This is a genomic window from Mesorhizobium sp. B2-6-2 (genome assembly GCF_006440615.1).
Taxonomy (GTDB): domain Bacteria; phylum Pseudomonadota; class Alphaproteobacteria; order Rhizobiales; family Rhizobiaceae; genus Mesorhizobium.
Genome location: NZ_VFUG01000030.1, coordinates 1 through 23,350, shown reverse-complemented (window position 1 = coordinate 23,350; position 23,350 = coordinate 1). Strand labels below are relative to the sequence as shown.

Annotated in this window: 16 protein-coding genes and 3 pseudogenes; 12 read left to right on the top strand and 7 right to left on the bottom strand. The window is 59.5% G+C overall.

What is annotated here, in order from left to right; translation table 11 throughout:
- Positions 1-45: 45 nt before the first annotated feature.
- Positions 46-966 (bottom strand): PLP-dependent aminotransferase family protein, encoded by a 921-nt coding sequence (locus FJ419_RS29760; RefSeq protein ID WP_064994936.1) that lies wholly within the window; start codon positions 964-966, stop codon positions 46-48.
- Positions 967-1,495: 529 nt separating this feature from the next.
- Between FJ419_RS29760 and FJ419_RS29755 the strand changes: the two are divergent.
- Positions 1,496-2,248: pseudogene (locus tag FJ419_RS29755) on the top strand (IS630 family transposase); the annotation flags it as partial.
- 224 nt (positions 2,249-2,472) lie between these two features.
- Here FJ419_RS29755 and FJ419_RS29750 read toward each other — a convergent pair.
- From FJ419_RS29750 to FJ419_RS29735, 4 genes are all read right to left on the bottom strand, one after another.
- Positions 2,473-3,324: a MaoC family dehydratase N-terminal domain-containing protein gene (locus FJ419_RS29750; protein ID WP_064994934.1), complete on the bottom strand. Its 852-nt coding sequence runs from the start codon at positions 3,322-3,324 to the stop codon at positions 2,473-2,475.
- A gap of 194 nt (positions 3,325-3,518) precedes the next feature.
- Positions 3,519-4,487, bottom strand: coding sequence for a LysR substrate-binding domain-containing protein (locus FJ419_RS29745; protein ID WP_176479572.1), 969 nt, complete (start codon positions 4,485-4,487; stop codon positions 3,519-3,521).
- A gap of 189 nt (positions 4,488-4,676) precedes the next feature.
- Positions 4,677-5,459 (bottom strand): helix-turn-helix domain-containing protein, encoded by a 783-nt coding sequence (locus FJ419_RS29740; RefSeq protein WP_064994932.1) that lies wholly within the window; start codon positions 5,457-5,459, stop codon positions 4,677-4,679.
- A 65-nt stretch (positions 5,460-5,524) separates the two neighbouring features.
- Positions 5,525-8,218, bottom strand: coding sequence for a 2-oxoglutarate dehydrogenase E1 component (locus tag FJ419_RS29735; protein WP_064994931.1), 2,694 nt, complete (start codon positions 8,216-8,218; stop codon positions 5,525-5,527).
- Positions 8,219-8,387: 169 nt separating this feature from the next.
- Here FJ419_RS29735 and FJ419_RS29730 point away from each other — a divergent pair, with 169 nt between their 5' ends.
- From FJ419_RS29730 to FJ419_RS29695, 8 genes and pseudogenes are all read left to right on the top strand, one after another.
- The gene (locus FJ419_RS29730) at positions 8,388-9,620 is read left to right on the top strand and encodes a CoA transferase (RefSeq protein ID WP_064994930.1); all 1,233 of its coding nucleotides are present in this window, start codon (positions 8,388-8,390) and stop codon (positions 9,618-9,620) included.
- Complete coding sequence (locus tag FJ419_RS29725; RefSeq protein ID WP_084016102.1) at positions 9,617-11,302, top strand: acyl-CoA dehydrogenase family protein; 1,686 nt, start codon at positions 9,617-9,619, stop codon at positions 11,300-11,302. The genes FJ419_RS29730 and FJ419_RS29725 overlap by 4 nt, the downstream gene beginning before the upstream one ends.
- A gap of 705 nt (positions 11,303-12,007) precedes the next feature.
- A complete protein-coding gene (locus tag FJ419_RS29720) occupies positions 12,008-13,189 on the top strand; it encodes a M24 family metallopeptidase (RefSeq protein ID WP_064994943.1) in 1,182 nt (393 codons plus the stop codon).
- A 396-nt stretch (positions 13,190-13,585) separates the two neighbouring features.
- Entirely contained in the window at positions 13,586-14,863 is a 1,278-nt protein-coding gene (locus FJ419_RS29715) for an FAD-dependent oxidoreductase (protein ID WP_084016100.1), read from the top strand.
- Between the two features lie 423 nt (positions 14,864-15,286).
- A complete protein-coding gene (locus FJ419_RS30965; RefSeq protein WP_318013090.1) occupies positions 15,287-16,027 on the top strand; it encodes a hypothetical protein in 741 nt (246 codons plus the stop codon).
- Positions 16,028-16,174: 147 nt separating this feature from the next.
- Complete coding sequence (locus tag FJ419_RS29705; protein ID WP_064994928.1) at positions 16,175-17,170, top strand: succinylglutamate desuccinylase/aspartoacylase family protein; 996 nt, start codon at positions 16,175-16,177, stop codon at positions 17,168-17,170.
- 731 nt (positions 17,171-17,901) lie between these two features.
- A pseudogene (locus FJ419_RS29700) lies at positions 17,902-18,281 on the top strand (IS3 family transposase); the annotation flags it as partial.
- A gap of 42 nt (positions 18,282-18,323) precedes the next feature.
- Positions 18,324-19,006: pseudogene (locus tag FJ419_RS29695) on the top strand (transposase); the annotation flags it as partial.
- Here FJ419_RS29695 and FJ419_RS29690 read toward each other — a convergent pair.
- Both FJ419_RS29690 and FJ419_RS29685 read right to left on the bottom strand, forming a co-directional pair.
- Positions 18,942-20,432: a recombinase family protein gene (locus FJ419_RS29690; protein WP_224656313.1), complete on the bottom strand. Its 1,491-nt coding sequence runs from the start codon at positions 20,430-20,432 to the stop codon at positions 18,942-18,944. The pseudogene FJ419_RS29695 and the gene FJ419_RS29690 sit on opposite strands and share 65 nt — an antisense overlap.
- The gene (locus FJ419_RS29685; RefSeq protein WP_064994942.1) at positions 20,422-20,619 is read right to left on the bottom strand and encodes a hypothetical protein; all 198 of its coding nucleotides are present in this window, start codon (positions 20,617-20,619) and stop codon (positions 20,422-20,424) included. The genes FJ419_RS29690 and FJ419_RS29685 overlap by 11 nt, the downstream gene beginning before the upstream one ends.
- An 834-nt stretch (positions 20,620-21,453) precedes the next feature.
- On the opposite strand from FJ419_RS29685, the gene FJ419_RS29680 reads away from it, so the two are divergent.
- The 3 genes from FJ419_RS29680 to FJ419_RS29670 form a co-directional block, all read left to right on the top strand.
- The gene (locus tag FJ419_RS29680) at positions 21,454-22,338 is read left to right on the top strand and encodes a 3-keto-5-aminohexanoate cleavage protein (protein ID WP_064994923.1); all 885 of its coding nucleotides are present in this window, start codon (positions 21,454-21,456) and stop codon (positions 22,336-22,338) included.
- Positions 22,339-22,382: 44 nt separating this feature from the next.
- Positions 22,383-23,093: a hypothetical protein gene (locus FJ419_RS30960; protein ID WP_181170840.1), complete on the top strand. Its 711-nt coding sequence runs from the start codon at positions 22,383-22,385 to the stop codon at positions 23,091-23,093.
- Between the two features lie 84 nt (positions 23,094-23,177).
- Positions 23,178-23,350 (top strand): 3-hydroxyacyl-CoA dehydrogenase NAD-binding domain-containing protein (locus FJ419_RS29670; protein ID WP_246676731.1); only part of this gene is annotated, 173 nt, incomplete at its 3' end.

The following is a 23,350-nucleotide window of genomic DNA, read 5'->3' as shown; positions in this document are numbered from 1 at the left end:
CTAGCGTCCGGGGGCCTATTTCAAGGCAAAGCCAGATACCGCGAATTACTCGGGATCAACTTGTTCGACTTTAGTGCTTGGCGAGATCCTTCCCAATAATGCTGACAGGACCTCTACGCCCCTGCGCACGGTAACCTCATCCATCGAGGAGAATGGCAAGCGCGAGAACGTCGCTGACGGCTTGCTGACGAAAAACCCGTCGCCATCGGCGACGTCTAGCCCCGCATTGCTGGCCTCCTTGCGCAGCCGCTGAGCATCCACCGGGTGCGCGAGTGTCACTCCCACAAATACGCCGCCGTCGGGCCGCACATAGCGATGGCCGGCCATGAATTCGTCCAGTGCCGAGACCATCGCCTCCAGACGCGGCGCATAGAGATGCCCAAGGGCGGCAAGCTGATCGCCTAAAAACCCACGGCGGAGCCATTCGCCAGTCACCGAGAGCGCGAAGTTGCCAGGCGTTACGTAGGTGCTCTCAGCCACCTTGGCCGCCGCGCTGATGGTATGCGGCGGCGCAATGAGATAGGCTGCGCGAAGACCAGGCGCGATCACCTTGGAGAAAGAATTGAGCTGGACCGTTACATCGCGGCCAATATCGAGGATTGACGGCTCTTGGGCGCCCTTGTAGCGAAGAAAGCGATAGGGGCTGTCTTCGACAATCCGGAAATCATGGGTCCTCGCCAGATCGACAAGATGCTGACGCTTGGTGGATGACCACGTGGTGCCGGTTGGATTTTGGAAATCCGGAACTGTATACATGAAGACGGGCCCGCGCCGCGCCGCGGCGTTCAACGGCTCGAGCGCCGGTCCATCCGCTTCCATCGGTATGGCGATGACATTTGCGCCGTAGTGGCGCAGCAGGTGGACCACTCGGTCGTAGCAAGGCTCCTCGATGAGCACGGTTTTGCCGGGCTTCAGCCAAATGCGACACAAAATGTCGAACAGACCGACAGAGCCGTCAGCAGCCATCACGTTGGCATGTCCACACCATGATAGTCGGCGAGCCATTCCCGCAGCGGCAGGGGCCCGACCGCGGGCCCATACTGGTAGGCGACAACCTCGCGGGATGACGCCAACCCTTGGACGCAGAGCTCCAACTGCGCGCGTGGAAAGGCTTCTTCGGCAGGAACTCCGCGTGCGAAATTGATGCGTTTGGGCATAGTCTCACTCTCTCTGTCTGGCGGAAGAAATCGTAGCCAAGCACCGTTATAAATGCAGTCGCGCGTTACTATTATCAGCTATGCCGGGTTGAGATAGGCGGGGAGCGATCTGTGTCGCGGGAGTTGCGTAGTCCGCATTCGTTCGACAGCGCCTGGGTCAGGAAGCAAGAAGGCCAACGAGTGCCCTAGAGCGGGATGAGATTTATGGGAGTCGTGGGATTCCCAAATCAGCGTTGATCTGATTCAACCTTGATGCTGGGCGGAGGCCAGCATGGATGGTTGGATATTCGATGGACCTGCGCGAACGGGTTGTTGCGGCGGCTGCTCGATTTGGCGTATCGGGAGCGTGGCGCGACTGGCTTGTCGAGCGCTGCCGGGAGAAGGACTTCACCTTGCGCGGCCTTGTGGCCGAACTCGGCGAGCGCGGCCTGAAGGTCGACTGCCGCTCGGTGTGGGAGTTCGTGCACGCCGAGAAGCTGTCTCACAAAAAAAGACGCTGATCGCCTGCGAGCAAGATCGTCCCGATGTTGCGCGCCGACGGATGCAATGGGTTCTGTATCAGGACCGGATCGATCCCACCCGCCTGGTGTTCATCGACGAGACCTGGACCAAGACCAACATGGCCCCGCTCAGAGGCTGGGCGCCGGTCGGACAGCGGATCAAGGCCAAAGTGCCGCATGGCCACTGGAAGACCATGACCTTCCTGGCTGCGCTGCGCCATGATCGCGTCGAAGCGCCTTGGCTCATCGACGGACCAATCAACGGCGAGAGGTTCCTCCTCTATGTCGAGAAGGTTCTCGTACCCACCCTCCAGTCGGGCGACATCGTTGTGATGGACAATCTCGGCTCTCACAAAAGCAAGGCCGTTCGGCGCGCCATTCGCAAAGCCGGGGCGAAGCTCTTCTTCCTGCCCAAATACTCGCCCGATCTCTCCAATCGAACAGCTCTTCGCCAAGCTCAAGCACTGGCTGCGAAAAGCGGCAAAGCGAACCGTCGAAGCCGTCTGCGACGCAATCGGCCAAACCCTCAATCGTGTCACTCAACACGAATGCTCAAACTATTTCGCAAACTCAGGCTATGACCGGAGCTAATCTCATCTCGCTCTAGCAGTCTGGTGGGGAAGGCTGGTGATGTTAGAACGGGCATTAAGATCCTCCGCCTGCACGCGGATGCGAAGGCGCGAGTTAGCGAGCGGTGTGGCGATCTGCTCGGCCTGGTCGGTGGAGCTCAGAACAGGTTCGACCGCCACGCCTGCAAGCCGCAATGACGGCACAAGCTCTGCCCGCACGCCTCGCAGCTGTGACGTTGCTGAGGCTCATCCCCAGGCTGCCTCCGCGATCATCGCTACTGGACCATCTTGACGCGCGGTCCAAAGTTTCATTTTTCCGTCTTCCTCCGCCGCATGCAGGTTTATGGATTCATCATCAAAGAGCGATGAAGCCGCGCGGAAAACGAACTTCGACGGGGGCTTGCCCTTCAATTCGGCCGCATAGTTCAAAAGCAGTGTCGCCTGCAGCGGTGCATGAATGACAAGGCCGGAATAATGCTCGACCTCGACGGCGTAAGGGCGGTCATAGTGGATGCGATGGGCGTTGAACGTCAGCGCCGAATAGCGAAAGAGCAACGGAACGGAGACGCCGACCTGCCGGTTATGCGATCCCATCGCAGCTGCCTCGGTATCCGGCTGGTTTGAAGCGTCCTGCGCCGTGCTTGCCTCTCGGTACACGATCGTCTGCGTCTCCTCGATCATGACTGTCCCCAAGACACTAAGCTTGTGCTCCACTGTTACGAAGCAAAGCGTTCCAGTCCGGCCTTCCTTGACCGCCACGTCGGCCACCTGCGAGACCCGCTCGACCAGGTCGCCCACTCGCAACGCTCCGGAAAAGGCAAGGCTGCTGCCGGCCCACATGCGTCGCGGCAACGGGACCGGGGGCAGAAAACCGCCCTTCTCTGGATGACCGTCCTCAGCAAGCAAGCTCGTTGGCATAGCGGAGGGGGCAAGGCAGTAGTTGATAAGCAGCGGCGCAGCATCGCCCAGCGACGGAACGGCGCCCTTAATATCGATGGCCGCACTGAACCGTCGAACCAGATCGGGCGAAATGGTATCGGATGCGCTTTCCTCACGGCCGATCCATGAGCGAAGCCGCTCGACGTCCAAATTAGGCATCAGTATGCTCGGTTTGGGGTGCGCAGGCGGTGTGTCGTGAGTCCGTGCCGGGATCGGTCGACAGGGTCGCGGGTTGCCAAGGAAGATAGCCACGTCATTCTCGAGCCCTTCGTTGCTGACTAAGCGAGCCTGTGATGGGCGTTCTCGGGCCCGGGCGACAGACCCTGTTATGGGAAACTAGCTATGCCCCTTGGTTATAGGTCGCCGCAGCCATCATAGGGGATTGAGGCTTTGCTGAGACGTCCCATCATGCGACCGTCTTCGACGGCCTTGCGAAGTTCGACGCGCACCCGGCGGGCAAGCTCGCGCATGGCGAGTGTGGTTGGCCTCTGCAGCGAAAAGGCCAGCATGAAGCGTTGCGTGAGATTGGGCTCGACCAGCTTCCTGAAGCTGAATTCGGGATTGCTGGCCTCGAAATTGATCACGCCGTGCGGCAGCACTGTCAGGCCATGCCCGTCGCGGACCAGTTTCTTGAGCGGCGCCAGAGCATCGACTTCCGCCTTGATGTCAAGCTCAAGGCCAAGCCGTTGCATGGCGCCGTCCAATTCGCGGCGCAGGCCATGATTGCGGCCGACGAGCAGGAGCGGCAAGCCGACCAGCGCAGGGGTCGGGAAGGTTTCCGTGTCGGGGGCGATGGCGTCAATATCTCTTCTTCGACCGAACAAAAGCAGGTCGACCTCGAGCAGGGGGTCCATGCGCATATATGGCGCCTTGCGTGCATTGTTGATGATGGCCATGTCGACGCGGCCGCTGGCCAGCCATTCATTGATGAAGCCGGAAAGGCCGTCCACCAGATGAAGCTTTATCTGCGGATAATGCACGAAGAAATCGCTCACGATCTCCGCGCCGATCGCAGCACTCATGGATGGCGGCATGCCGAAGACGATGTCGCCTGCGGGAACCTTGGCGGCGGCGACCAAGTCCGATTTGACCTGATCAAGCTCCCGTAGCACCGGCACGATGGCGGCATAGAACTGAGCCCCTTCCTCTGTGGCCCGAACGCCGCGACCGTGGCGATACAAAAGCTGCACCCCCAGTTCTTCCTCCAACTGCCTGATCTGGCGACTCAAGGCTGGCTGGGCGACTCCAATGATGCTCGAGGCCTTCGAGAGCGCGCCTGATTCCGTGACAATCAGGAAATGTCTTAGCTGTCGCAGTTCCAAAAGGGCTGACTCCAATCAGGTCGCGAGTGTTGTCCCGAGATCATGCCTGTCTGTTATATCTTAGAAAGATGCCGTGCTTAAAGCGCGATTCGCTGGTCTAAGGTCGTCCCGCATGAGAGGCAGCTTGCGGATCTCTAAGGCATTGAGACAGGAGCGCGGTTGCGGGAGCTTTTTGCACTGGCGTTGGCCTCATGAATAATCGGATGAGAGCAGGCGGCCAATGCGGTTGGCCGCCGCCGTGAGCTTGGGCAGGATCTTGGCGAGCTGCCGCCGCCTGTCGCCAGCCATGCGCAGCATCAGGCTGCTGAGGGCGATATATTCACCGGCCACGGTCGGCACAGGGACCGCCACGGCCCAGATTCGTGACTGGTAGACCTCGTCAAGGTAAGCCTGTTCGGCAAAGGCGTAGCCATGGCAACGGACGTCCTCGAGCCTTTCCGGGAGCGCCGCTAGAAGCGTGGGATTGCTATCCCAGCGCGACGAACTCTGCCCTCGGGCCAGCGCCTGACGGCGTTCCTCGGGAGACATGCGCGAAAGGGTCACGAGGCCGACGCCGGTGGCGACGAGCGGAATGCGCGCACCAACCCTGCCTGGGATCGATAATCCCAGCGCGGCGCGGTTGGAATAGGCGATCACCATGGCGTCGCCGTCGAAGACCGCCAGATTCGACGGCCACCCGATCTCTATATGCAACTGCTCCACCACAGGCATTGCGAGCTCGATCAAGCGATAATGAGGGTCATATCCGCGGCTGAGGGCTAGGGTCCGCCCGGTCACCTTGTAGGTCGTCTTGCCAGCTTGGCGATAGACGTAACCGCCCTCGAGCAGCGTTTCGACGAGGCGGACCACAGTTGGCTGCGGCAATTTGCAGAGGTTTGCAATGTCCGACACATTGATTGGTCCATGCTCGCTGACGGCTCGCAACACCGCCAGCCCCCTCTGCACAGCTCTCACCGGTTCAAAAACGGACATTGGGCAGTTGATCCCGGTTGTATCCTCCCGATCGCCTAGCTTATGGTCCCGATCAGGTCGAGAGCCTATTCCGCGGCCTGAGCGCTAACGGCAGGTGACAGTGCCGAGGCGATAATATCGTTTTGCTCCACCTCATGCCGGTCGATCGATCCACCGGCGGCTGCAGCCATCGCTGGCCGTCCGACATAGGCGAGCGGCCGGTCGGGCGCCATTTCGCCCACGCGATCCCGCATGAAAGACCATGCCCCTTGATTGGAAGGCTCCTCCTGGCACCACACGATCGGAATGCCCTGGAACCGCTGGAGGACCGCGCCGATGGCTTCGCTCGGGAAGGGATAGAGCTGTTCGACGCGGACCAGCGCCACGTCGTTGATGCGCTCTTGCGCCATAGCCGCCCGAAGGGCGTAGGCGATCTTGCCCGAGCAGAGCACCAGCTTGCAGCACGTCGAGGCGCAGGGGGCCTCGACGATCACTGGCTGGAAAGACGTTCCCTCGGCGATATCATCAAGCCTCGATACGCAATCGCGTAAGCGCAGCAGTGACTTCGGGGCGATCAGAAACAGCGGCTTGCGCATCGAGCCCCGTACCTGTCGGCGATAGAGGTGGAACAGGTTTGCCGGCGTCGAGGGGTTTGCGACGACAAGATTGCCGCCGGCACAGGATTGAAGTATACGCTCGATACGAGCCGAGGAATGGTCCGGGCCCTGGCCTTCGAGCCCGTGCGGCAGGGCAATGATGAGCCCGGAGCTCATCCGCCACTTCGCCTCGGCAGTTACAATGAACTGGTCGACGACCACCTGGGCGCCATTCAGGAAGTCGCCGAACTGGGCCTCCCAAACCACCAGTCGCGTCGGGTCGGCTAGGCTCATTCCGTATTCAAAGCTCAGCACCCCATACTCTATCAAGGGCGAGTTCACCGCGTCAAAGCGCGCGCCGGCCTGGCCCAGGCCCGCGAGAGGCATCGCAGTCTGACCGGTGCGCCGGTCATGCAAGACCAGATGGCGCTGCGTGAACGTGCCTCTGGCGCTGTCTTGTCCGCTCAGTCGCACCGAGGTGCCTTCGTCCAGAAGGGAGGCGAAAGCCAGAGCCTCGGCGGTGGCAAAGTTGAAGCCGCTGTTTTTCTCGATCGTCTCCAACCGCGCCGTCAGGAAGTTGCGCACCTTCGGGTCGGCTTCGAAGCCGTCGCCGACGGCACTCATGCGCCGGGCCGAGTCCAGCAGCCGATCGCGCGCGACGCCGGTCACGATGCCGAAGGGGAAGGGGCCAGCGGGCTGCGGCGGGGCAAAAATGTCAGTTTGGCGCTCCGGTTCCCCGTTACTCATCTGGTCATATGTCGTATAGGCTCGGTCGAGCGCCAAATGGAACGCCCTGCGCTTCGCCTCTGCCATATCGAACGCTGTGGCCGAGGCGGCCTTGACACGATCCGAATGCAATTGCTTGAGCGTCGGCCGCTCGTCGACCTTGGACCAGGTAAGCGGCTGTGTGAAACGCGGTTCGTCGAGTTCGTTGTGGCCGTTGCGGCGGTAGCAGACCAGGTCAATGATGACGTCCTTCCCTGTCGCATTGCGCCACGCGACCGCAACGCGGGCGACCGCAGCGGCGGCAATTGGGTCTTCGCCGTTGACATGGAAGATCGGCACGCCGAAAGCCTTGCCGATATCGCTCGGATGCGGCGACGAACGTCCCTCTGACGGGAGGGTCGTGAACCCGATCTGGTTGTTGACGATAAGATGGATAGTGCCCCCGACACTGTAGCCAGCCAGCGCGGAAAGCTGGAGCAATTCCCAGACGAGACCCTGGCCGGCAAAGGCAGCATCAGTATGCATCAGGAACGGTAGGACCTGCGAGGCACCGGTCGTGCCAGCGTTCGCCCTCCCCTTCTGCTCCTGTCTGGCGCGCGCCGCCCCGACAGCTACGGGCGCGACAACGATCAGATGGGATGGGTGAGGCAGCAGACGCACAGCCACTTTACCTGCGCCGGTCTCGACCTCCGCAGCCAGGCCGTTGTGGTAAGGCACGTCGCCGGTGAAGGCCGCAGCGCCATCGGTGATGTCGCGCCCCTTGATCTCGGCAATTAGCGCCGGCAGCGGCTTGCCGAGCACGGTCGCAAGCGTCGCCAGGCGGCCCCGGTGCATGCCGCCGATAACCACCTCCCGGACTCCCACCTCGGCCGCGTAGCGAAAGATCTCGCGAGAGATGACGGCCGACGACTCCGCCCCCTCTATGCCGAAACGCTTTTTGGTCGGCCATTTTGTTTTGATGAAATGTTCGAATTCGTCGGCCAGCATCACCGCTTCAAGCGTGCGCGCATACACCTCGTCGTTAGCTTTGGCGAGGATCTCGCGTTCGAAGCGCTCATAGACCCATGCGCGTTCATCGGTATCGAGTAAATGGCTGGCCTCGATGGCTGCCGTGCCGCAATAGATCGAGCCGAGCGTGGCGATCGCCTGTGCTTTTGGCAGGCTCACTTCCCCGCCGGCTAGCGTCAAGGCAACGGAATCTTCGCCGCCTTCAATAGAGTTCAGTTCCGGGATGAGGCCGGGAGCGCTCATTTCAAGAGGGTCGAGGCGGGCCTGGCGGTGCCCATAAATCCGAAACAGTTCGGCTATGCGGTCGCCATTGTCGCCACTGGCGTGCGCCGGCGCTTCCATCAAGGCGAGCTTCACCCGCCAGTCGGCTGGTACCGACGCCGGATCTTTCACGAAGCGTGCATACAAATCCAGGAAAAAGGCGCTATCGCCACTGAGGGGCAGGGTCATAGATGCTCTCTTGAGGGCACGTTCGGTTGTCGCCGAACCAATAAAGGGTGCTAAGAAGAAGTCTCGACATTTTGGAGCGCGTATTCACGCAATGAATAAAATGAGCCGTATTCCTTGATGGGCGGGGCTATTTCCCCCATGAGGTGAGCTGAACTTGACGGGTTAAGCGATGTATGGACTTCTTCATGGTGTGCGGGTGATCGAGGGGGCATCCTTCATTGCCGCTCCCTTCTGCGCGCTCTCGCTTGCCCAGCTGGGCGCTGAGGTCATTCGCTTCGATGCAATCGGCGGCGGTCCTGATTTTCATCGTTGGCCACGCTCTCCCGGCGGCGGCAGCTTCTATTGGGAAAGTCTCAACAAGTCCAAGAAGTCCATTGCCATCAATCTCGCGGACCCTCGCGGACGTGAGCTTGCTGCGGCTCTGGTGACTGCCCCAGGCGAAGGCGGCGGCATCTTCGTCACCAACTATCCTGTGGCCGGATTCCTGTCGCATGATCGGATGGCAGCGCGCCGGCCGGACGTGATTACGGCGCGTATCATGGGCCATGCCGACGGCGGCAATGCTGTCGACTACACCGTCAATTGCGCTATGGGCGTCCCGATGATGACCGGCCCCGCCGAGAAGCCCAACGATCCTGTCAATCACGTTCTGCCGGCCTGGGACCTTTTGGCCGGGTCGACTGCGGCGACCAGCGTCCTTGCCGCGCTTATCAGCCGTCGTGCCACCGGACTGGGTCAGGAGATCCGCGTCCCGCTAAGCGACATCGCCGCCGCCACGCTCGGCACGCTAGGCCAGGTGGCCGAGGTGGTTGTAAACGGACGGGACCGCCCGAAGATAGGCAATGACCTCTTCGGAGCCTTCGGCCGCGATTTTCTCACAGCAGACGGCCAGCGGCTGATGATCGTGGCGATTACCAGCCGCCAATGGAGTGGGCTGGTGCAGGCCCTCGGCATTGAGGCCGGGGTCGCTACGCTCGAGGCTGAGCTGGGTGTCTCGTTCGCACAGGACGAGGGGCTGCGCTATGAGCACCGTGGTCGCCTAGGCGCGTTGGTCGAATATGCCGTTTCAACGAGCCCGGCCGCTCACCTAACAGCGCGCCTTGATGAAGCCGGCGCATGCTGGGGGCCGTATCGCACATTGTCGGAAGCGGTCGCCAAGGAGAAACCCTTCCAGCCGGAAGGCGAACTCTTCACAGACGTGGACCATGTCAGCGGACACACCTATCCAACGCCAGGCTATCCCGCGACCTTCCGGGGACTTCAGCGCCAGACGCCGGTACGGGCCCCGAAGCTCGGAGAACACACGGAAGAAGTGCTGGCCGGCGTTCTCGCCCTACCCAGCCACGAGATTGCCGCCTTGCATGATAGCGGCGTCGTCCAGAGTCCAGGAGCACATGCGTGACGGCCAATCCTCTCGAGTTCGCTTCAGGCGCCACCCTTGTCGCGTTGGCGAACAGTGCCGTGACCGCAGCTGAACGCTACGTCGCTGCCGTCCGCGAAAAGGTTCAAACCTTGGTTGCTCCCCAAGGAAAGGTGGATTCGCGCTTGCTTGACCGGTCTCAGCGCGTGGCCCACGGCTTCGCCTGGCTGGCAACGTCGGTGGCTACGCTCAATGCGGTTGCGGCCTGGGGCGCGCGCCATCTGCGCGAAGGGACTTTGCGGCGTGGCGACGAACTCGTGATCGCTATCGGGTTCGGCGAGTATCTTGGCCAGCTCGTAGGCGGGCTCCCGATGAGTCAAAATGAGATTCTCCGCCCGGCGGAACTTAGCGCTACCGCCGAGGCCCTCGCGCTCCTGCGCGAGCCCTCGGTCGCGTCCTTCATGGCTCATGGCAATTCTCCCGCGCACCGCGAGGAACTTGTCTCGCTGGCCGCCCAAGGAGACGCGGTGAGTGAAAAGCTGGGCGATGACGACCTCGACTTGATCCGGCTCGAGATTCGGCGCTTCGCCGACGAGCGCATCTTGCCGAATGCCCATGGTTGGCACCTGAGAGACGAGCTGGTTCCGGACGAGATCGTCACAGAGATGGCGCAGCTGGGCGTGTTCGGCATCTGCATCGATCCCGCGTTCGGCGGACTGGGCCTTGGCAAGCTCGCAATGTGTGTCGTGACCGAAGAGCTGAGCCGGGCCTGGATTGCGACCGGCTCGCTCGGCACGCGCTCGGAGATCGCTGGCGAGCTTATAGCAGCCGCCGGCACGCTCGAGCAAAAGCAGCGCTGGCTTTCCCGCATCGCCTCTGGAGAAATCTTGCCGACCGCGGTTTTCACCGAGCCGGACACCGGGTCTGATCTTGCGAGCCTGAAGACCCGGGCGGTCAAGACACCCGAAGGCGGCTGGCTCATCCAAGGCAACAAGACATGGATCACGCACGCTTCGCGTAGCGATTTGATGACGGTGCTGGCCCGCACCAATCCCGCCTCGACCAGTCATGATGGACTTTCCATGCTGGTTGTCGAAAAGCCACGCGGCACCCGGGACGAGCCTTTTCCGTCTTTCGGCATGAGTGGTGGCGAAATCGAAGTCCTCGGTTATCGGGGGATGCGCGAATATGACATCGCTTTTGACGGCTTCGCCGTCCCGCCCGGCGGACTGCTCGGTGGGGCCGAGGGTCAGGGCTTTCGCCAATTGATGCGAACGTTCGAGGGCGCGCGCATCCAGACTGCAGCCCGCGCGGTCGGCGTTGCGCGTCGCGCGTTTGAGCTGGGTTTGGGCTATGCGCTGGAGCGCAGGCAGTTCGGCCGATCGATCGTCGCCTTCCCACGGGTCCACGACAAACTTGCCATGATGCTCACCGAAACCGTGATGGCCCGCGAGATGACCTATTTAGCCGCCCGCCAAAAGGACTTGGGCACGCGCTGCGACATCGAGGCCGGTATGGCAAAGCTGCTCGCCGCACGCGTTGCTTGGTCGAACGCCGACACCGCGCTCCAAATCCACGGCGGTAATGGCTACGCCCTTGAGTATGAGATCTCGCGTGTCCTTTGCGACGCCCGCATCCTGAACATCTTTGAAGGCGCTGCCGAAATCCAAGCCCACGTCATCGCCCGGGGCATGCTGCAACAGCAGCCGGGGCAGCAAAACTAGATCGGGGCGTTGCCAAGTCGCCCCAGCATTTCGAAATTATCTGTCAAAAAACGCATCAAGAACCTGCCCATTCGTCCCTAAGGCGGCTTGTGATCCTAGTCGTCGACAACATGTTGGCTATGCCGAACCCGGTGAGATCGCCGAGGCAGCGATCGCCGCCTATGCGCAGGAAGAAGCGACCGCCGCTCTCCAGCGCCCGAGCATCTATTCGCGATGCGCCAAGGACGGTCAATGGGAGCATAAGCCACTCCGATCGCACGAACCGTCGCAGCGTTGCGCACGGCTGTCGAGGCTTGGCGTCAGAATGGCCTGAAGGCGCTGTGGTGCCGCTATGGTGCGATGCATTCAGAGCGCCCGAGTAGCGCGACAATCCGGGAGAAGGCACTCTCACTTTGATTGCCGAGCTGCAAGCCCGTTGGTCTCGGCAATAGGTTCAGCTTTCGCTGATCGCAAATGATGATCTCAAAATGCGATGGGATACCCCGTTGATTTATATTGGCCATGCCGCTGTGTGCCTTGATATCATCCCTCAGTTCCTAATTGCGTCTAACTGGATCATTTAGGCGTCGCGGGTGGGCTAAAATTGTCTGTCGTAATGAAACTCTTGAAACGGAACACTTTGAGTTATCAAGGGATGAGGGCGTCGTAGCAAGGCCTAGACAGACTACGGCGTATCAGTTGCTCATCGCACAACGGGAGTACCAAATGACTACAGCTGAATTGCGATTTGAGGTCTCAGAATATCAAGAGCGCCTCGCCAAAACCCAAAAGGCAATGGAGCGAGCAGGGGTCGACTTGCTCATCGTCACCGATCCTGCAAACATCGGTTGGCTGACGGGTTATGATGGCTGGTCGTTCTACGTGCACCAATGCGCGATTGTTCGACTTGATGGGCCGCCGATCTGGTTCGGTCGCAAGATGGATGCGAACGGTGCAAGAAAGACGACCTATCTCGGCGAAGAGTGCATCAAGTTCTATGAAGACTACTACGTTCAATCTGACGACTTCCATCCAATGACCGTGCTTGGGCAGTTGATCACCAGTAGCGGATGGGGCTCGTCGACGATCGGCATTGAAATGGACGTGCCGTACTTCACCCATGCGGCTTTTGACGCCCTTGAGACGAGCCTTCCGAACGCAAAGTTCAAAAACACCACGCGGCTGGTGAAATGGCAGCGGATTGTGAAGTCTGCCCGCGAGATGGAATACATGCGCGGTGCCGGCAAAATCATCACTGCGATATACGAGCGCATCGAAGAAGTTCTTCGTCCGGGGCTAAGACAGAACGATCTCGTCGCTGAAATTTGCGATGCCGGTATCCGCGGTGTCGATGGATTTTGGGGTGACTATCCCGCCGCCTTTCCGCTCATTGGCGCTGGGGCGAATGCAGCGGCTCCTCATCTGACCTGGACTGATCGTCCTATAAAGCCACACGAGAGCATCTTTTTCGAATTGGCTGGCGTTTACAAGCGTTATCATGTCCCGCTGTCTCGAACGTTTTATCTGGGAAAGCCGCCCCGGAAGATTCTCGATGCCGAGAAGGCGATCCTTGAAGGAATGGGAGCTGGGTTTGAGCAGCTTCTTCCCGGCAAGACCTGCGAAGATGTGGCGTTAGCATTCTTCAAAGAACTTGCGCGACACGGCCTAAAGAAGGAAGGGCGAACCGGCTACTCAATCGGAATGGCCTACCCCCCTGGCTGGGGCGAGGCGTCGGCAAGCTTCCGTAAGGGCGATCACACGGAACTTAAGCCAGGAATGTGCTTTCATTTCATGTCTGGCCTCTGGTACGGCGACTGGGGTATCGAGATTACTGAAAGCCTCATGATAACCGACGGAAAGCCGGAAGTTCTGTCGAACAGCCCCCGCAAATTAATCATAATCGAATAATTCAGCTATGCATCGGCGACGTCGCCCCCGGTCAAAAGTTGGCTGTTCAACGGAGGGGTAGCATGCAGTCGGCTTGCAAAAGCGGGGCGGCGTCGCATCAGTGGCGTTCGGTAGAACTAAAGTGGGGAGCGCCCGCGCGGCTGGTAGCGGTGTCTGTGCCGGCACGACTCTTGGGAAAAACTGTACCAGCGGCCATACCTGGATTGCCACGTGCTCGCGTAGCGATTTTCGATAGTCATTCCGGCATTTCGGTGAGCCGATCTTGACATAGAGACCACCCCATCGATCCGGTCATTGCCTGTGTTCGTGCTCATACTGCTCGCCACCCTGGCCTCAATCCGCCCAAGCGGCTCAAACAGCTTCCAGCCGAAATGGATGCTTCTATAGGACCTCTCAATGAGCGACGTAGCTGACATTGTAGTCGTTGGAGCAGGAATGGTCGGGGCGGCGACCGCGCTCCAACTCCAGAGGCTTGGCCGTAAGGTCATTTTGGTTGATCGGCGGGAACCTGGATCGGAAACTTCTTATGGCAATGCAGGCGTTATTTCTGGCTTGAATATTCAAATAACAATCCCCAGGGAACCTCTGCAACTAGCGCAGCTTCTTCTGAACCGAGTACCGTATTTCCGTCAGAATCTATTTGCCCTTCCAAGCAATCTACCCTGGCTGTGGGCATTTTGGCGGGCGTCATCGGACTCGAATTTGTGGCGTATTGCCTTACAGTCTCAACCACTCTTCTCGACCGCGATTGCTGAGCACTTGTGCCTCGCGAGTCTATCACGTGCGTCTCACTTGCTGCACGATGTGGGATACCTTTCAATCATTCGGGACAAAACAAAGCTCAGTACAATCTCACGCGATAAGCGTTTAGCGCTTGCTTGTGATTATCCGTTCAGAATTATCTCGACGGAGGAGATAGCCGAACTGGAACCCTTTGTGAAACCAGGTGCGGCAGGAGGCCTGTATTGGCCCGGCACATATCATACGCCGGCTCCCGACCAACTTGCCAAAGCCTATGCGGAAGCGCTTGTGCGTTTCGGCGGTGAGTTCCGGCAGATGTCCGTCACCAATCTCGGGCGGCACAAAAGCGGTGCCTGGGATGTAGAGTCATTGAATGACACAATTCAGTCACGCAATGTCGTCATATCGGCAGGTCCATGGTCAAAGGGACTCCTGGAGCCACTCGGCTATAACTTGCCACTCGGCTCCAAACGAGGATATCATCTTCATTTTCGACCAAAAGACGGCGCGCACTTGACTCGTCCGGTAAAGGACGATGAGTATGGCTTTGTGCTTTCACCTATGAACCAAGGCATCAGACTGTGTGTTGGTGTGGAGCTGGATCACTTTGACGCGCCGGCAAGGGATATGCTTGTGCAAGGAGCCATTGGTCCTGCAAGAGAGCTATTCCCGATCGGTGAATCCTTAGACTCTACGCCCTGGCTTGGACGTCGGCCCACTTTTCCTGATCAATTACCGATGATCGGTGCAGCTCCTAACCACAAGGGCCTATGGTTTAATTTTGGCCACGGTCACTACGGTCTCACCCTTGGGCCAACTTCTGGAAAGCTGCTCGCTGAAATGATGGACAACAGAGTGCTCTCCATGGATCCAGTTCCTTTCGCGCCTCTTCGCTCGTTCCGACCGAGCGCCGCTCTGAAGTCAACGGGATAAGAATGTGGCCCCGTCGCGTCGTCGGCAGAACCGGCGGCACGTCGATGCGTCCGCGGAAAGCCGAAACGCGCGGCGCTTGGCGGATTTGCCTCGCTTGGCCCCTTCCACCCACGGAGGCGCCTCCAGTCGAACTCGCCGCGCCCGGTGCATCAGGCTTGCCTCGGTCAGCACGTCCGGTTGCTCTGTTAAGTGGCTAGCGAATCCGCAAAGCCATGATCTGGGCCAACGGAGAGTGGCAAGCTGGTAGCCGACAGAAATTCTTTGATCAAGCCGAAAGGATCAATATCAGAGGTAGCGATTGGAGAACGACTGAAGAGCCGCGGGGTACCCGCGAAGCGAGAAGAAGAAGTTTAACGGAACGGCCACAATGCCGCTCAAAGTACAACAGAACGTAAGGAACTTCGCCAGCTTGGAAGCGAACCCTTGAGTTCATTCTTTGGTGCTTCAACCATGATGTTTCAAAACCGACGTGCACTTGGAATTCTTGAGCTTGATGAAGGCGTGCAAGCCGAGAGTTCTTCGCTAGATCCGCGGCCCGGCGGCTTACTGAGCCCAACGACCTTTGATCACCCAATCGTGACGGAGCTCGTGGAGGGAGCATGGCCGGATATGGTCATTCGTGGTTACCCGTCGCTCGAAGGCGCGTGCGTGGCAGCCGCCACACGCTTGGTCGAACGAGGGGCAGCCGTGATTTCCTCTGACTGTGGTTTTTTCATCCGACATCAAGAGGCGGTCGCCGCTGCCGTCAATGTTCCCGTTGTGATGTCTAGCCTGCTCTTGGTTCCAACCTTGCTGCGACAGCTGGCGCATCCTCACAAGCTTGCCGTGGTGACCGCTGATTCAAGACATTTCGGGGAAGACCTGCTTAGGCTCGATAATCCGAGAGATCGGGCGAGGGTGGTCATCGGCGGCGTCGAAGGCGGCGAATTTCTCCGCAACGCTTTGATGCGTCCTGCAATCCGAACCGAAGTCGATCAGATTGAGAAGGAAGTTACCGCCTGCGTCACGCATCTTCGTGCTGAGCATCCTGAAATCGCAATGCTGCTGATGGAATGCACGGGGTTCCCTTATGTCACGAACGCACTCCGCCGCCATACGGGGCTACCCACCTATGACATTACGAACCTATGCCGGCTATCGCTTGCGGCCGTTTGCTCAGACTAACCTGTCTTCGCAAAGCGTTGCCTGGACGATTCGGGCGAAAGAGTAAGTCCATCGTGCGGTTAGATCCCTACAATATAAAAACTGTATTTGACGCAGCGAGAGTGAACCCCTAGCGTTCGCTATTTGGGTGCATAAGGTCGGCTGACAATGAGCGAAACACCATACCTGACGTTTGATCTCGACGCGCCTGGCATGTCCACGGGACATCTTGTTGTCCCCAAAGGCAACGACTGCGAAGCTATTTCGCTTCCGGTCTTCTGCCTCAATAAAGGGGAGGGACCGCGCCTCCTTGTCACTGGCGGAAATCACGGCAACGAATTGCAAGGGCCAATCCTGGCACGACGGCTTGTTGACTGGCTGCCCAAAGCGCAAACCTGTGGAAGCGTCATCATCGTACCGATGCTTAATCTGCCGGCGGTGCAGGCATGGAGCCAAAACTCGCCAATCGATGGCTTGAATCTTAATCGAGTGTTTCCCGGCCGCGCCGTCGGATCGATAACTGAACGCATTGCCGATGCGGTTTCGCGCCTGTTGTTGCCAATGGCCGACACGGTATTCGATTTGCACAGTTTCGGGCCGACATGGGATTTTCCACCAGCAGTCGTCACGCATCCCATTGGTGATGTGGATCTCATGGCCAAGACGCTTCAATTGGCAGAGGCATTCAAATTACCCGTGACATTGCTCTGGGAACACCCCGACACAAATGGAATGTTCGACACTTGGGCGCATAGCAAAGGCAAGGTATTCATTTGTACTGAATTCGGCGGCGGCACGGTCAGCTCCGAAGCGCTGGGGATCTATGAAAGCGGGCTACGCAACGCCCTAATCGCGCTCGGACTCGTAGAGGGAAAGGCCGAGTGTCCGACTTTCCGTCAACGGAAAGCCAGCAGGACACTTGAAACGCTCTTGTCTGACGAGCTGAAATCGCCGGCCCGCGGCATCTTCGAACCTCGCTGCTCCGTGCTGGATGAAGTGAAGCAAGGAGATCTCTTAGGGGTCGTTTATCCCGTGGAGTCACTGTCGGCTGATGCGATCGATATTCGCGCTCCCACTACGTCTGTCGTCTGCGCTGTAAAGTCTGGAATCCATGTCGACGTCAATCAAATGATAGCGATCCTTGCGAGGCCGCTCAAACCCTGAGCCTCAGTGCTGCACATCGATGAAAAATCAGCCGAGAATACTTGCGAGGGAGCCTTGGAACCGGGCAACCTATAGGAGGGCTCGTTGGAGATGAGACCTCGTCCGGCAACCTCACGAGAATTTTAACCACTGCCGGCTGTAAGGTCGGAGGGGCCAGCCGACGTGCATCTACAGATCGATCGCTGATAACAGGCTCTGGACTACGCTGGATAGGCCGTTTTGCGAACGCTAAGGGCTCAAAAGATAAAGGGTTGGATCTATTGATGACGAAGAGCGCCATGGCGCCGCCAAGACGCAACTTGCCGGGCTCGGCGTCGATTCACGCTTCCGCAGTGCCTATAATGCCGCCGGAATCATTCCTGCCAAGCATATTGCAAAGGCCACCATGGGTCATCAAACGACGCGATATCGAAGATTCGCCTCTGATCGAGTGCGTCGGGCACTTAAGGCGCCCGTCATTACAAGTTCGAAGCAAAAGACCATTGACTATCAATACCGATGGTGGCGTCACGGGCCGAAACGGTCGCCTTCAGAAAGGCGATCCGGGCGAGGGAATTAGGAATCAGCGGTTGAGGGAGCTTGTTCCTACACCCAAATTGCATACCGGAAAGACCTCCGTGACGAAAGCAAAAATCTACATAAATCAATTAGAAACGAGGAAATCAGCCAGCCAATCGCGGCCGATAAGTCTTGCTCGGCCGGCGCCAGACGATCCGGCGGGCCTGCCGGTTCTGAAGTTCGACACGTCGACCTATCACTACAAGTCCCGCCGCCGCGATCAGACCGGCATCGAGGCTCGGCTCAAGGACATTTGCGCGACACGCGTTCGCTATGGCTACCGACGTGTCCACGTGAGCTCATGCGGGAAGGGTGGGACATCAACATGAAGCCGACCTACCGCATTTACAAGGATCTGGGCTTGCAGCTCAGGAACAAAACACCGAAGCGCGAAGCTCCGGGACGGCCGCCAAGAGGGGCCCGAACGAGGTCTGGCGATGGACTTCGTCCACGATCAGCTCGCTACGGGCAAGAAGATCCGCGTGCTGACGGTCGTCGATACGTTCTCCGCTACGTGCCTGTGCTCGATCCCCGGTTCAGCTGTCGGGCCGAGACGTGGTCAGCGCTTTAGCAGGCTGTTGAAGAAGTGCTGGCGCGGCGGCTTTTGTCGTCGGATCACTTCTCGGTGGACGGGACGCTGATCGAGGCCTGGGCTTCGATCAAGAGCTTCCGCCGCAAGGACGGGGACGACAACGGCCCGGATGGAGCGGGGCGCAACGCTGAGCGCGGCTTTCATAAGGAGAAGCGCTCCAACGACACACACCAGAGCACGAGCGACCCGCAGGCGCGGCTCTACAAGAAGGGCGACGGGCAGCCGGCGAGGCTCTGTTATATGGGGCATGCGCTGATGGAGAACCGTCATGGGCTTGCGGTCGATGGTGGCATTACCCAGGCCAGGGGCACAGGCGAGCGTGATGCCGCTCTCGCCATGTTGTATCGCAGACCGTTGCGGCGGCGCATCACACTGGGCGCCGACAAGGCGCCTATGACGTGCGCCAGTTCATCAAGGGCCTGCGCGAGCGCAAGGTCACGCCGCATATCGCCGTCGGCCATCTGAGCAAAACCGGCAAGCCTCAAGTGACGGCGATCGATGACCGCACGAAGCGCCATCCGGGCTATGATGCCAGCCAGCGCTGCCGCAAGCGGATCGAGGAGGTGTTCGGCTGGATCAAAGCCTCGGCCGGCATGGGATGCGCCCGTGTGGGCGCGGCCTTCACCTTGAACTTGGCGGCCTACAATTTGGTCCGCTTGCCCAAGCTGCTGGCGGCTCCGATATGAGTGTCACCGGCCGCTGGCTGATCGTCGCGATGCCGACTATATCGGGCCGTCGCGGCATCATGCGCGGTGATCTTGCTCTCGATCTCACCGACACGGATGAGTGCCTGGTTCCAACGCGCTTCCAGTTCCGCCGCGACCAGCCGGTTCTCGGGATCGGCCGCGTCATATTGCCGGAAGGCCCGGTCGGCGGCGTAGCGGGCAGCTCAAGATCCCGACTGAGGGCGTCCCGGACCTGGTCACGACGATCGGCAGCTTGCGCCTCAGCTCCGGCAGCGGCAGCAATCGCTCCCGGCTCCACGACACGCAGGAGCGCTTCCTCAATCGCATCATCGACGCGCAGTCCCCCAAAGGCGATGCATTGCGGCTCACCATTGTCGAGCAGACCCCGCCAGCAGGAATAGCGCGGAATGTTGTGCTTGGTGCCCGTGTACCGCAGCGTGGGCTTGCGGCCGCAGCGCCGGCAGCGGACAAGCGCGGCAAGCAGAGCGTCGCCATGCTTGGGCGCCCCGTTGTCGCTCACCATCTTGCGGATCGCCTCTGCCCTTTCCCAACTGACATAGCCTTCATGGCTGTGTGGGATCAGCGCCAGCCATTCCTCGCGCGTCCTGCGTCGGATACCTGCTCGAACGGCGGATCGGCCAAATCCCGGCGCGACACGAGTTTTACCATAGGCGTAGGCGCCGCCGTAGATCGGGTTGTCGATCATGCGGTGGATGGTCGCATAGTTCGGCCTGCGCCAGACCACATCGCCGTTGTTGCGTTTGGCGGGCAAATCCAACCCATGCTCGAGGAACCACATCAAGGCCTGACGGGCGCTGCCGAGCTCAGCAACCTTGTCGAACACCAGGGTAATGGATTCCTGCACACGCCGATCAGGATCCTTCTCAAGACGATCGCCGACCTTCGCGAAGCCGACAGGAGCTGCCACGACGAGTTCACCGCGCCGGGCCTTCTCGTAGCGTGCGGAAAGGGAACGCTGGCGCAGAAGATCGAGCTCATACTCGTTGAGGCTCCCCTTCAGCCCCAATAGCAGCCGATCGTTGCCTTGCCGCGGCGCATAAACCGTCTCCTGGTCGACCAGCACGGTGTCGACGACGCGGCACATCTCGATGAGCTGCTGCCAGTCGCGGCTGTTACGGGCAAACCGAGACACTTCTCGCGCCGCAACCGCACCGACCTTGCCGAGGCAGGCCTCGGCGACCATCCGGTCGAAGCCGGCACGCGCGACGCCGCCGGCGGCAGAACGGCCGAGATCGTCGTCGATCGTCTCTACGCGAGACCAGCCAAGCGCCGTCAGGCGATCGCGCATCGCATACTGAAGCATGCTGCTCTCACGATTGTGCAGGACCTGATGGGCTGACGACTGCCGCACATACAGGATCGCTTTACGCTCCAGATGCTGCGGCCCAATCTTCTCATGCATCATGATCCGCGCACTCCCGTTGTACGGCACCCTCGCCGTCGACGTGCCCGAGGATCAGGCTGACCGTCAGCTTCGTCACTGATCGGCGCGTCGCGGCCGGCAGCGCCTGCCATTGCGGCGTCTGCCCCGTGTTGGCGTCGTTCGGCTTCAAGAACAGATCGAACTGGTATGTCGTGGGCTGGCGCGGCATGGACATCTCCCCGATTCGCGTGAGAGCCCAATGCTGCGCCCATCTCCGGCGATTGCGATGGGGCTCCGGTGTCGAGGAGCAGCTTCGCCAGGGTGCCCAGCGCGGCAAGGTCGACGTGCGGAGCAGTCGTGATGCGCCAACTCTTACTGAGGATCCGATCGAACATCCAAGCCGGGACCTCCAACCACCGATCCGAGGCTTGGCCGAAAACGCTACAGCAGAAGACTGCTGCGTCATTCCGATCGATCACTTCGTGAATATGGACTTGGCTACCCACCCAAGGATGCCATCGTAGAGAAGCTCGCGCTCCGGGCCGGTCCCGTGGGTGTTGCGTCGCTGAGTTGTTCAACGAGGTGCGCCCCCATGGCGCAATCGGGCACAAGGTTCCGATCTCGTTGCTCAATCCCGATGGCGCCGTCAGCCCGCCATCGTGAAACAGCCGGAAAACTCCACCTTCCGGCGGTCCAAAGAATGGTATCGGATCAAATCAGCCCGGAAGTTCCAGCCTGGGCGATCCAAAGACGGGGAGCAGCTCAACAAGGAGAAGAGTCCAGCTATGAACGAGGGCTCATCGGGGGCAACCTGACGTCGCCTGATTTCGTTCAAACGCGACGCGCTTTAGATCTCCGACCAGCGTCCGCGCACAGTCATCTCGCATCCAGATGATCGGCGGCGACAATCAATATTTGACCAATACGTGACGCACGTGAAGAATACGCCAGATTTAATGATCGGCCGCCATGCCTATCCTTCCCTTGTGTGACCACTCGGTAGCACCATCGAGTGTGTTGGCGCCAGACTAAACAATTAAGAGATACCGAAATAGGATTTCTGATGTCCCGGAAAGTCATTGTCACCTGTGCGGTCACCGGAGGGGGGGGCGCGGTTCTTGCGAAGCATCCAAATATCCCCAAAACGCCATCGCAAATCGCGGAAGCTGCACTGGAAGCTGCAAAGGCTGGGGCTGCGATTGTGCACATTCACGTCCGTGAGCCTGACACGGGAGCCCCATCAAACCGAATTGAGCTCTATGAACAGGTTGTTAAGAAGCTTAGGGACGCGGCGACGGACGTCATCATCAACTTAACCTGTGGAATGGATGGTGAACTTGAACTTGATTCTTTGAATCCTTTAAAAATAAGGAAAACTAGCACACTTAAGGACGCAATTGGACGCTGCTCCCATGCCGTCAAACTTCAGCCAGAGCTTAGCACCCTAGATTGCGGAACGATGGCTTTTGGTGAGCGGATTTTTGTTGCGCGTATGTCCGATCTGCGACAGATGGCGGCACTCATGCGCGAGGCTGGTGTCAAGCCCGAGCTCGAATGCTTCGATTTAGGCCACATCGAAGTCGCTAAGAAACTCATCTCCGAAAACATAATTGGCAGCCCGCCCCTTTTCCAATTTTGCCTCGGCACAGGTTATGGCGCTCCCGCTGTGCCGAGCGCTGTGCAGGCGATGCGTGAGATTCTCCCTTTTGGGGCAGTCTGGGGCGGATTTGGCTGCGGGGCAGATGAAATGCCGATGGTTGGACAGTTGGTGCCAATGGGTGGGCACGTTCGGGTGGGTTTGGAAGATAACATCTATCTCCGACGAGGGCTGCTGGCATCCAATGCCGAGCTCGTAGACAATGCGGTTGGGATCATTGAGCGCATGGGCGCCAGCGTCGCCACGCCTGCCGAAGCACGGTCAATTCTCGGCGTCAAAAAGCGCGGATGACCGCACTGGGGTATCCCATGCAGCGAACGATGATGGAGGCCAGAATGACGTCGCAAATCGAGAGCTGCCTTGGAATTCTGGGTTTGGAACCTGCCTTGCCACCCGGCGTGACGCCGCCGGCGCCGCCGTCCGGCTCGCTGTTTAGTTCAGCTACTTTCGACTTTCCCGTCATATCAGAAACCGTCGAAGGAGCTTGGGCGGATGTTGTCATGCTGGGCGAACCTGCGCTCCAGCCGGCTTTTGTGACAGCAGCTCGGAGGCTCGTAGAGCGGGGCGCGGTCGTAATCACCTCGGACTGCGGCTCTGCTGTCCGGCATCAGGCGGCGGTGGCTGCGGCTGTAAGCGTCCCGGTCGTAATGTCCAGTCTGCTCCTAGTGCCGACGCTGCTCCGCCAACTGCCCCCCAAAGCCAAACTCGCTGTCGTCACAGCTGATTCACGAGTGTTTCGAGATGATTTGCTTGGGCTCAGTGATCAGGCCGACCGGGATCGGATCGTCATCGGCGGCATTGAAGGCGGTAAGATTTTGGAAAACGCGTCCATGCGTCCGCCGCAACCGACCGATATCGCCGACATTGAGAATGATGTGGCAGCTTGCGTCGCCCGGCTCCGCGGCGCACATCCGGAGATCGCTGCGTTACTGTTCACGTGCACTGGATTCCCGCCGATAACGCCGGCAATCCGTCGTATGACAGGGCTGCCTATCTACGACATCACAACCATATGCCGGATGACGCTTGAGGCCCTTGGCGCCTAATGTTGTCATCGCTTCAGGTTCTTCGGGTTTTCTCGCAGCCCACCTGAGAAGTCACTCTCCAGATCCATTGATATGAGGTAAACTATGCGCGTCGCATGCATTGGCACAGGAACCATAGGCGCGAGCTGGGTGGCATTGTTCATTACTGGCACGCATGAGGTGACCGCATGGGACCCGGCACCGGGTTGGCAGGATCGTCTATTGGCCGCCCTCGACCGCTACGAGCCGCAATTGCGAGAGCTTCAAATGCCAACTGT

Coding starts and splice junctions, on each gene's coding strand:
- FJ419_RS29720 (WP_064994943.1), top strand. CDS start 12,008: ATGACTACAGCTGAATTGCGATTTGAGGTCTCAGAATATCAAGAGCGC.
- FJ419_RS29705 (WP_064994928.1), top strand. CDS start 16,175: ATGAGCGAAACACCATACCTGACGTTTGATCTCGACGCGCCTGGCATG.
- FJ419_RS29680 (WP_064994923.1), top strand. CDS start 21,454: ATGTCCCGGAAAGTCATTGTCACCTGTGCGGTCACCGGAGGGGGGGGC.
- FJ419_RS29740 (WP_064994932.1), bottom strand. CDS start 5,459: ATGTCCGTTTTTGAACCGGTGAGAGCTGTGCAGAGGGGGCTGGCGGTG.
- FJ419_RS29750 (WP_064994934.1), bottom strand. CDS start 3,324: ATGCCTAATTTGGACGTCGAGCGGCTTCGCTCATGGATCGGCCGTGAG.
- FJ419_RS29685 (WP_064994942.1), bottom strand. CDS start 20,619: ATGCCGCGCCAGCCCACGACATACCAGTTCGATCTGTTCTTGAAGCCG.
- FJ419_RS29690 (WP_224656313.1), bottom strand. CDS start 20,432: ATGATGCATGAGAAGATTGGGCCGCAGCATCTGGAGCGTAAAGCGATC.
- FJ419_RS29715 (WP_084016100.1), top strand. CDS start 13,586: ATGAGCGACGTAGCTGACATTGTAGTCGTTGGAGCAGGAATGGTCGGG.
- FJ419_RS29735 (WP_064994931.1), bottom strand. CDS start 8,218: ATGACCCTGCCCCTCAGTGGCGATAGCGCCTTTTTCCTGGATTTGTAT.
- FJ419_RS30960 (WP_181170840.1), top strand. CDS start 22,383: ATGACGTCGCAAATCGAGAGCTGCCTTGGAATTCTGGGTTTGGAACCT.
- FJ419_RS29760 (WP_064994936.1), bottom strand. CDS start 966: ATGGCTGCTGACGGCTCTGTCGGTCTGTTCGACATTTTGTGTCGCATT.
- FJ419_RS29730 (WP_064994930.1), top strand. CDS start 8,388: ATGTATGGACTTCTTCATGGTGTGCGGGTGATCGAGGGGGCATCCTTC.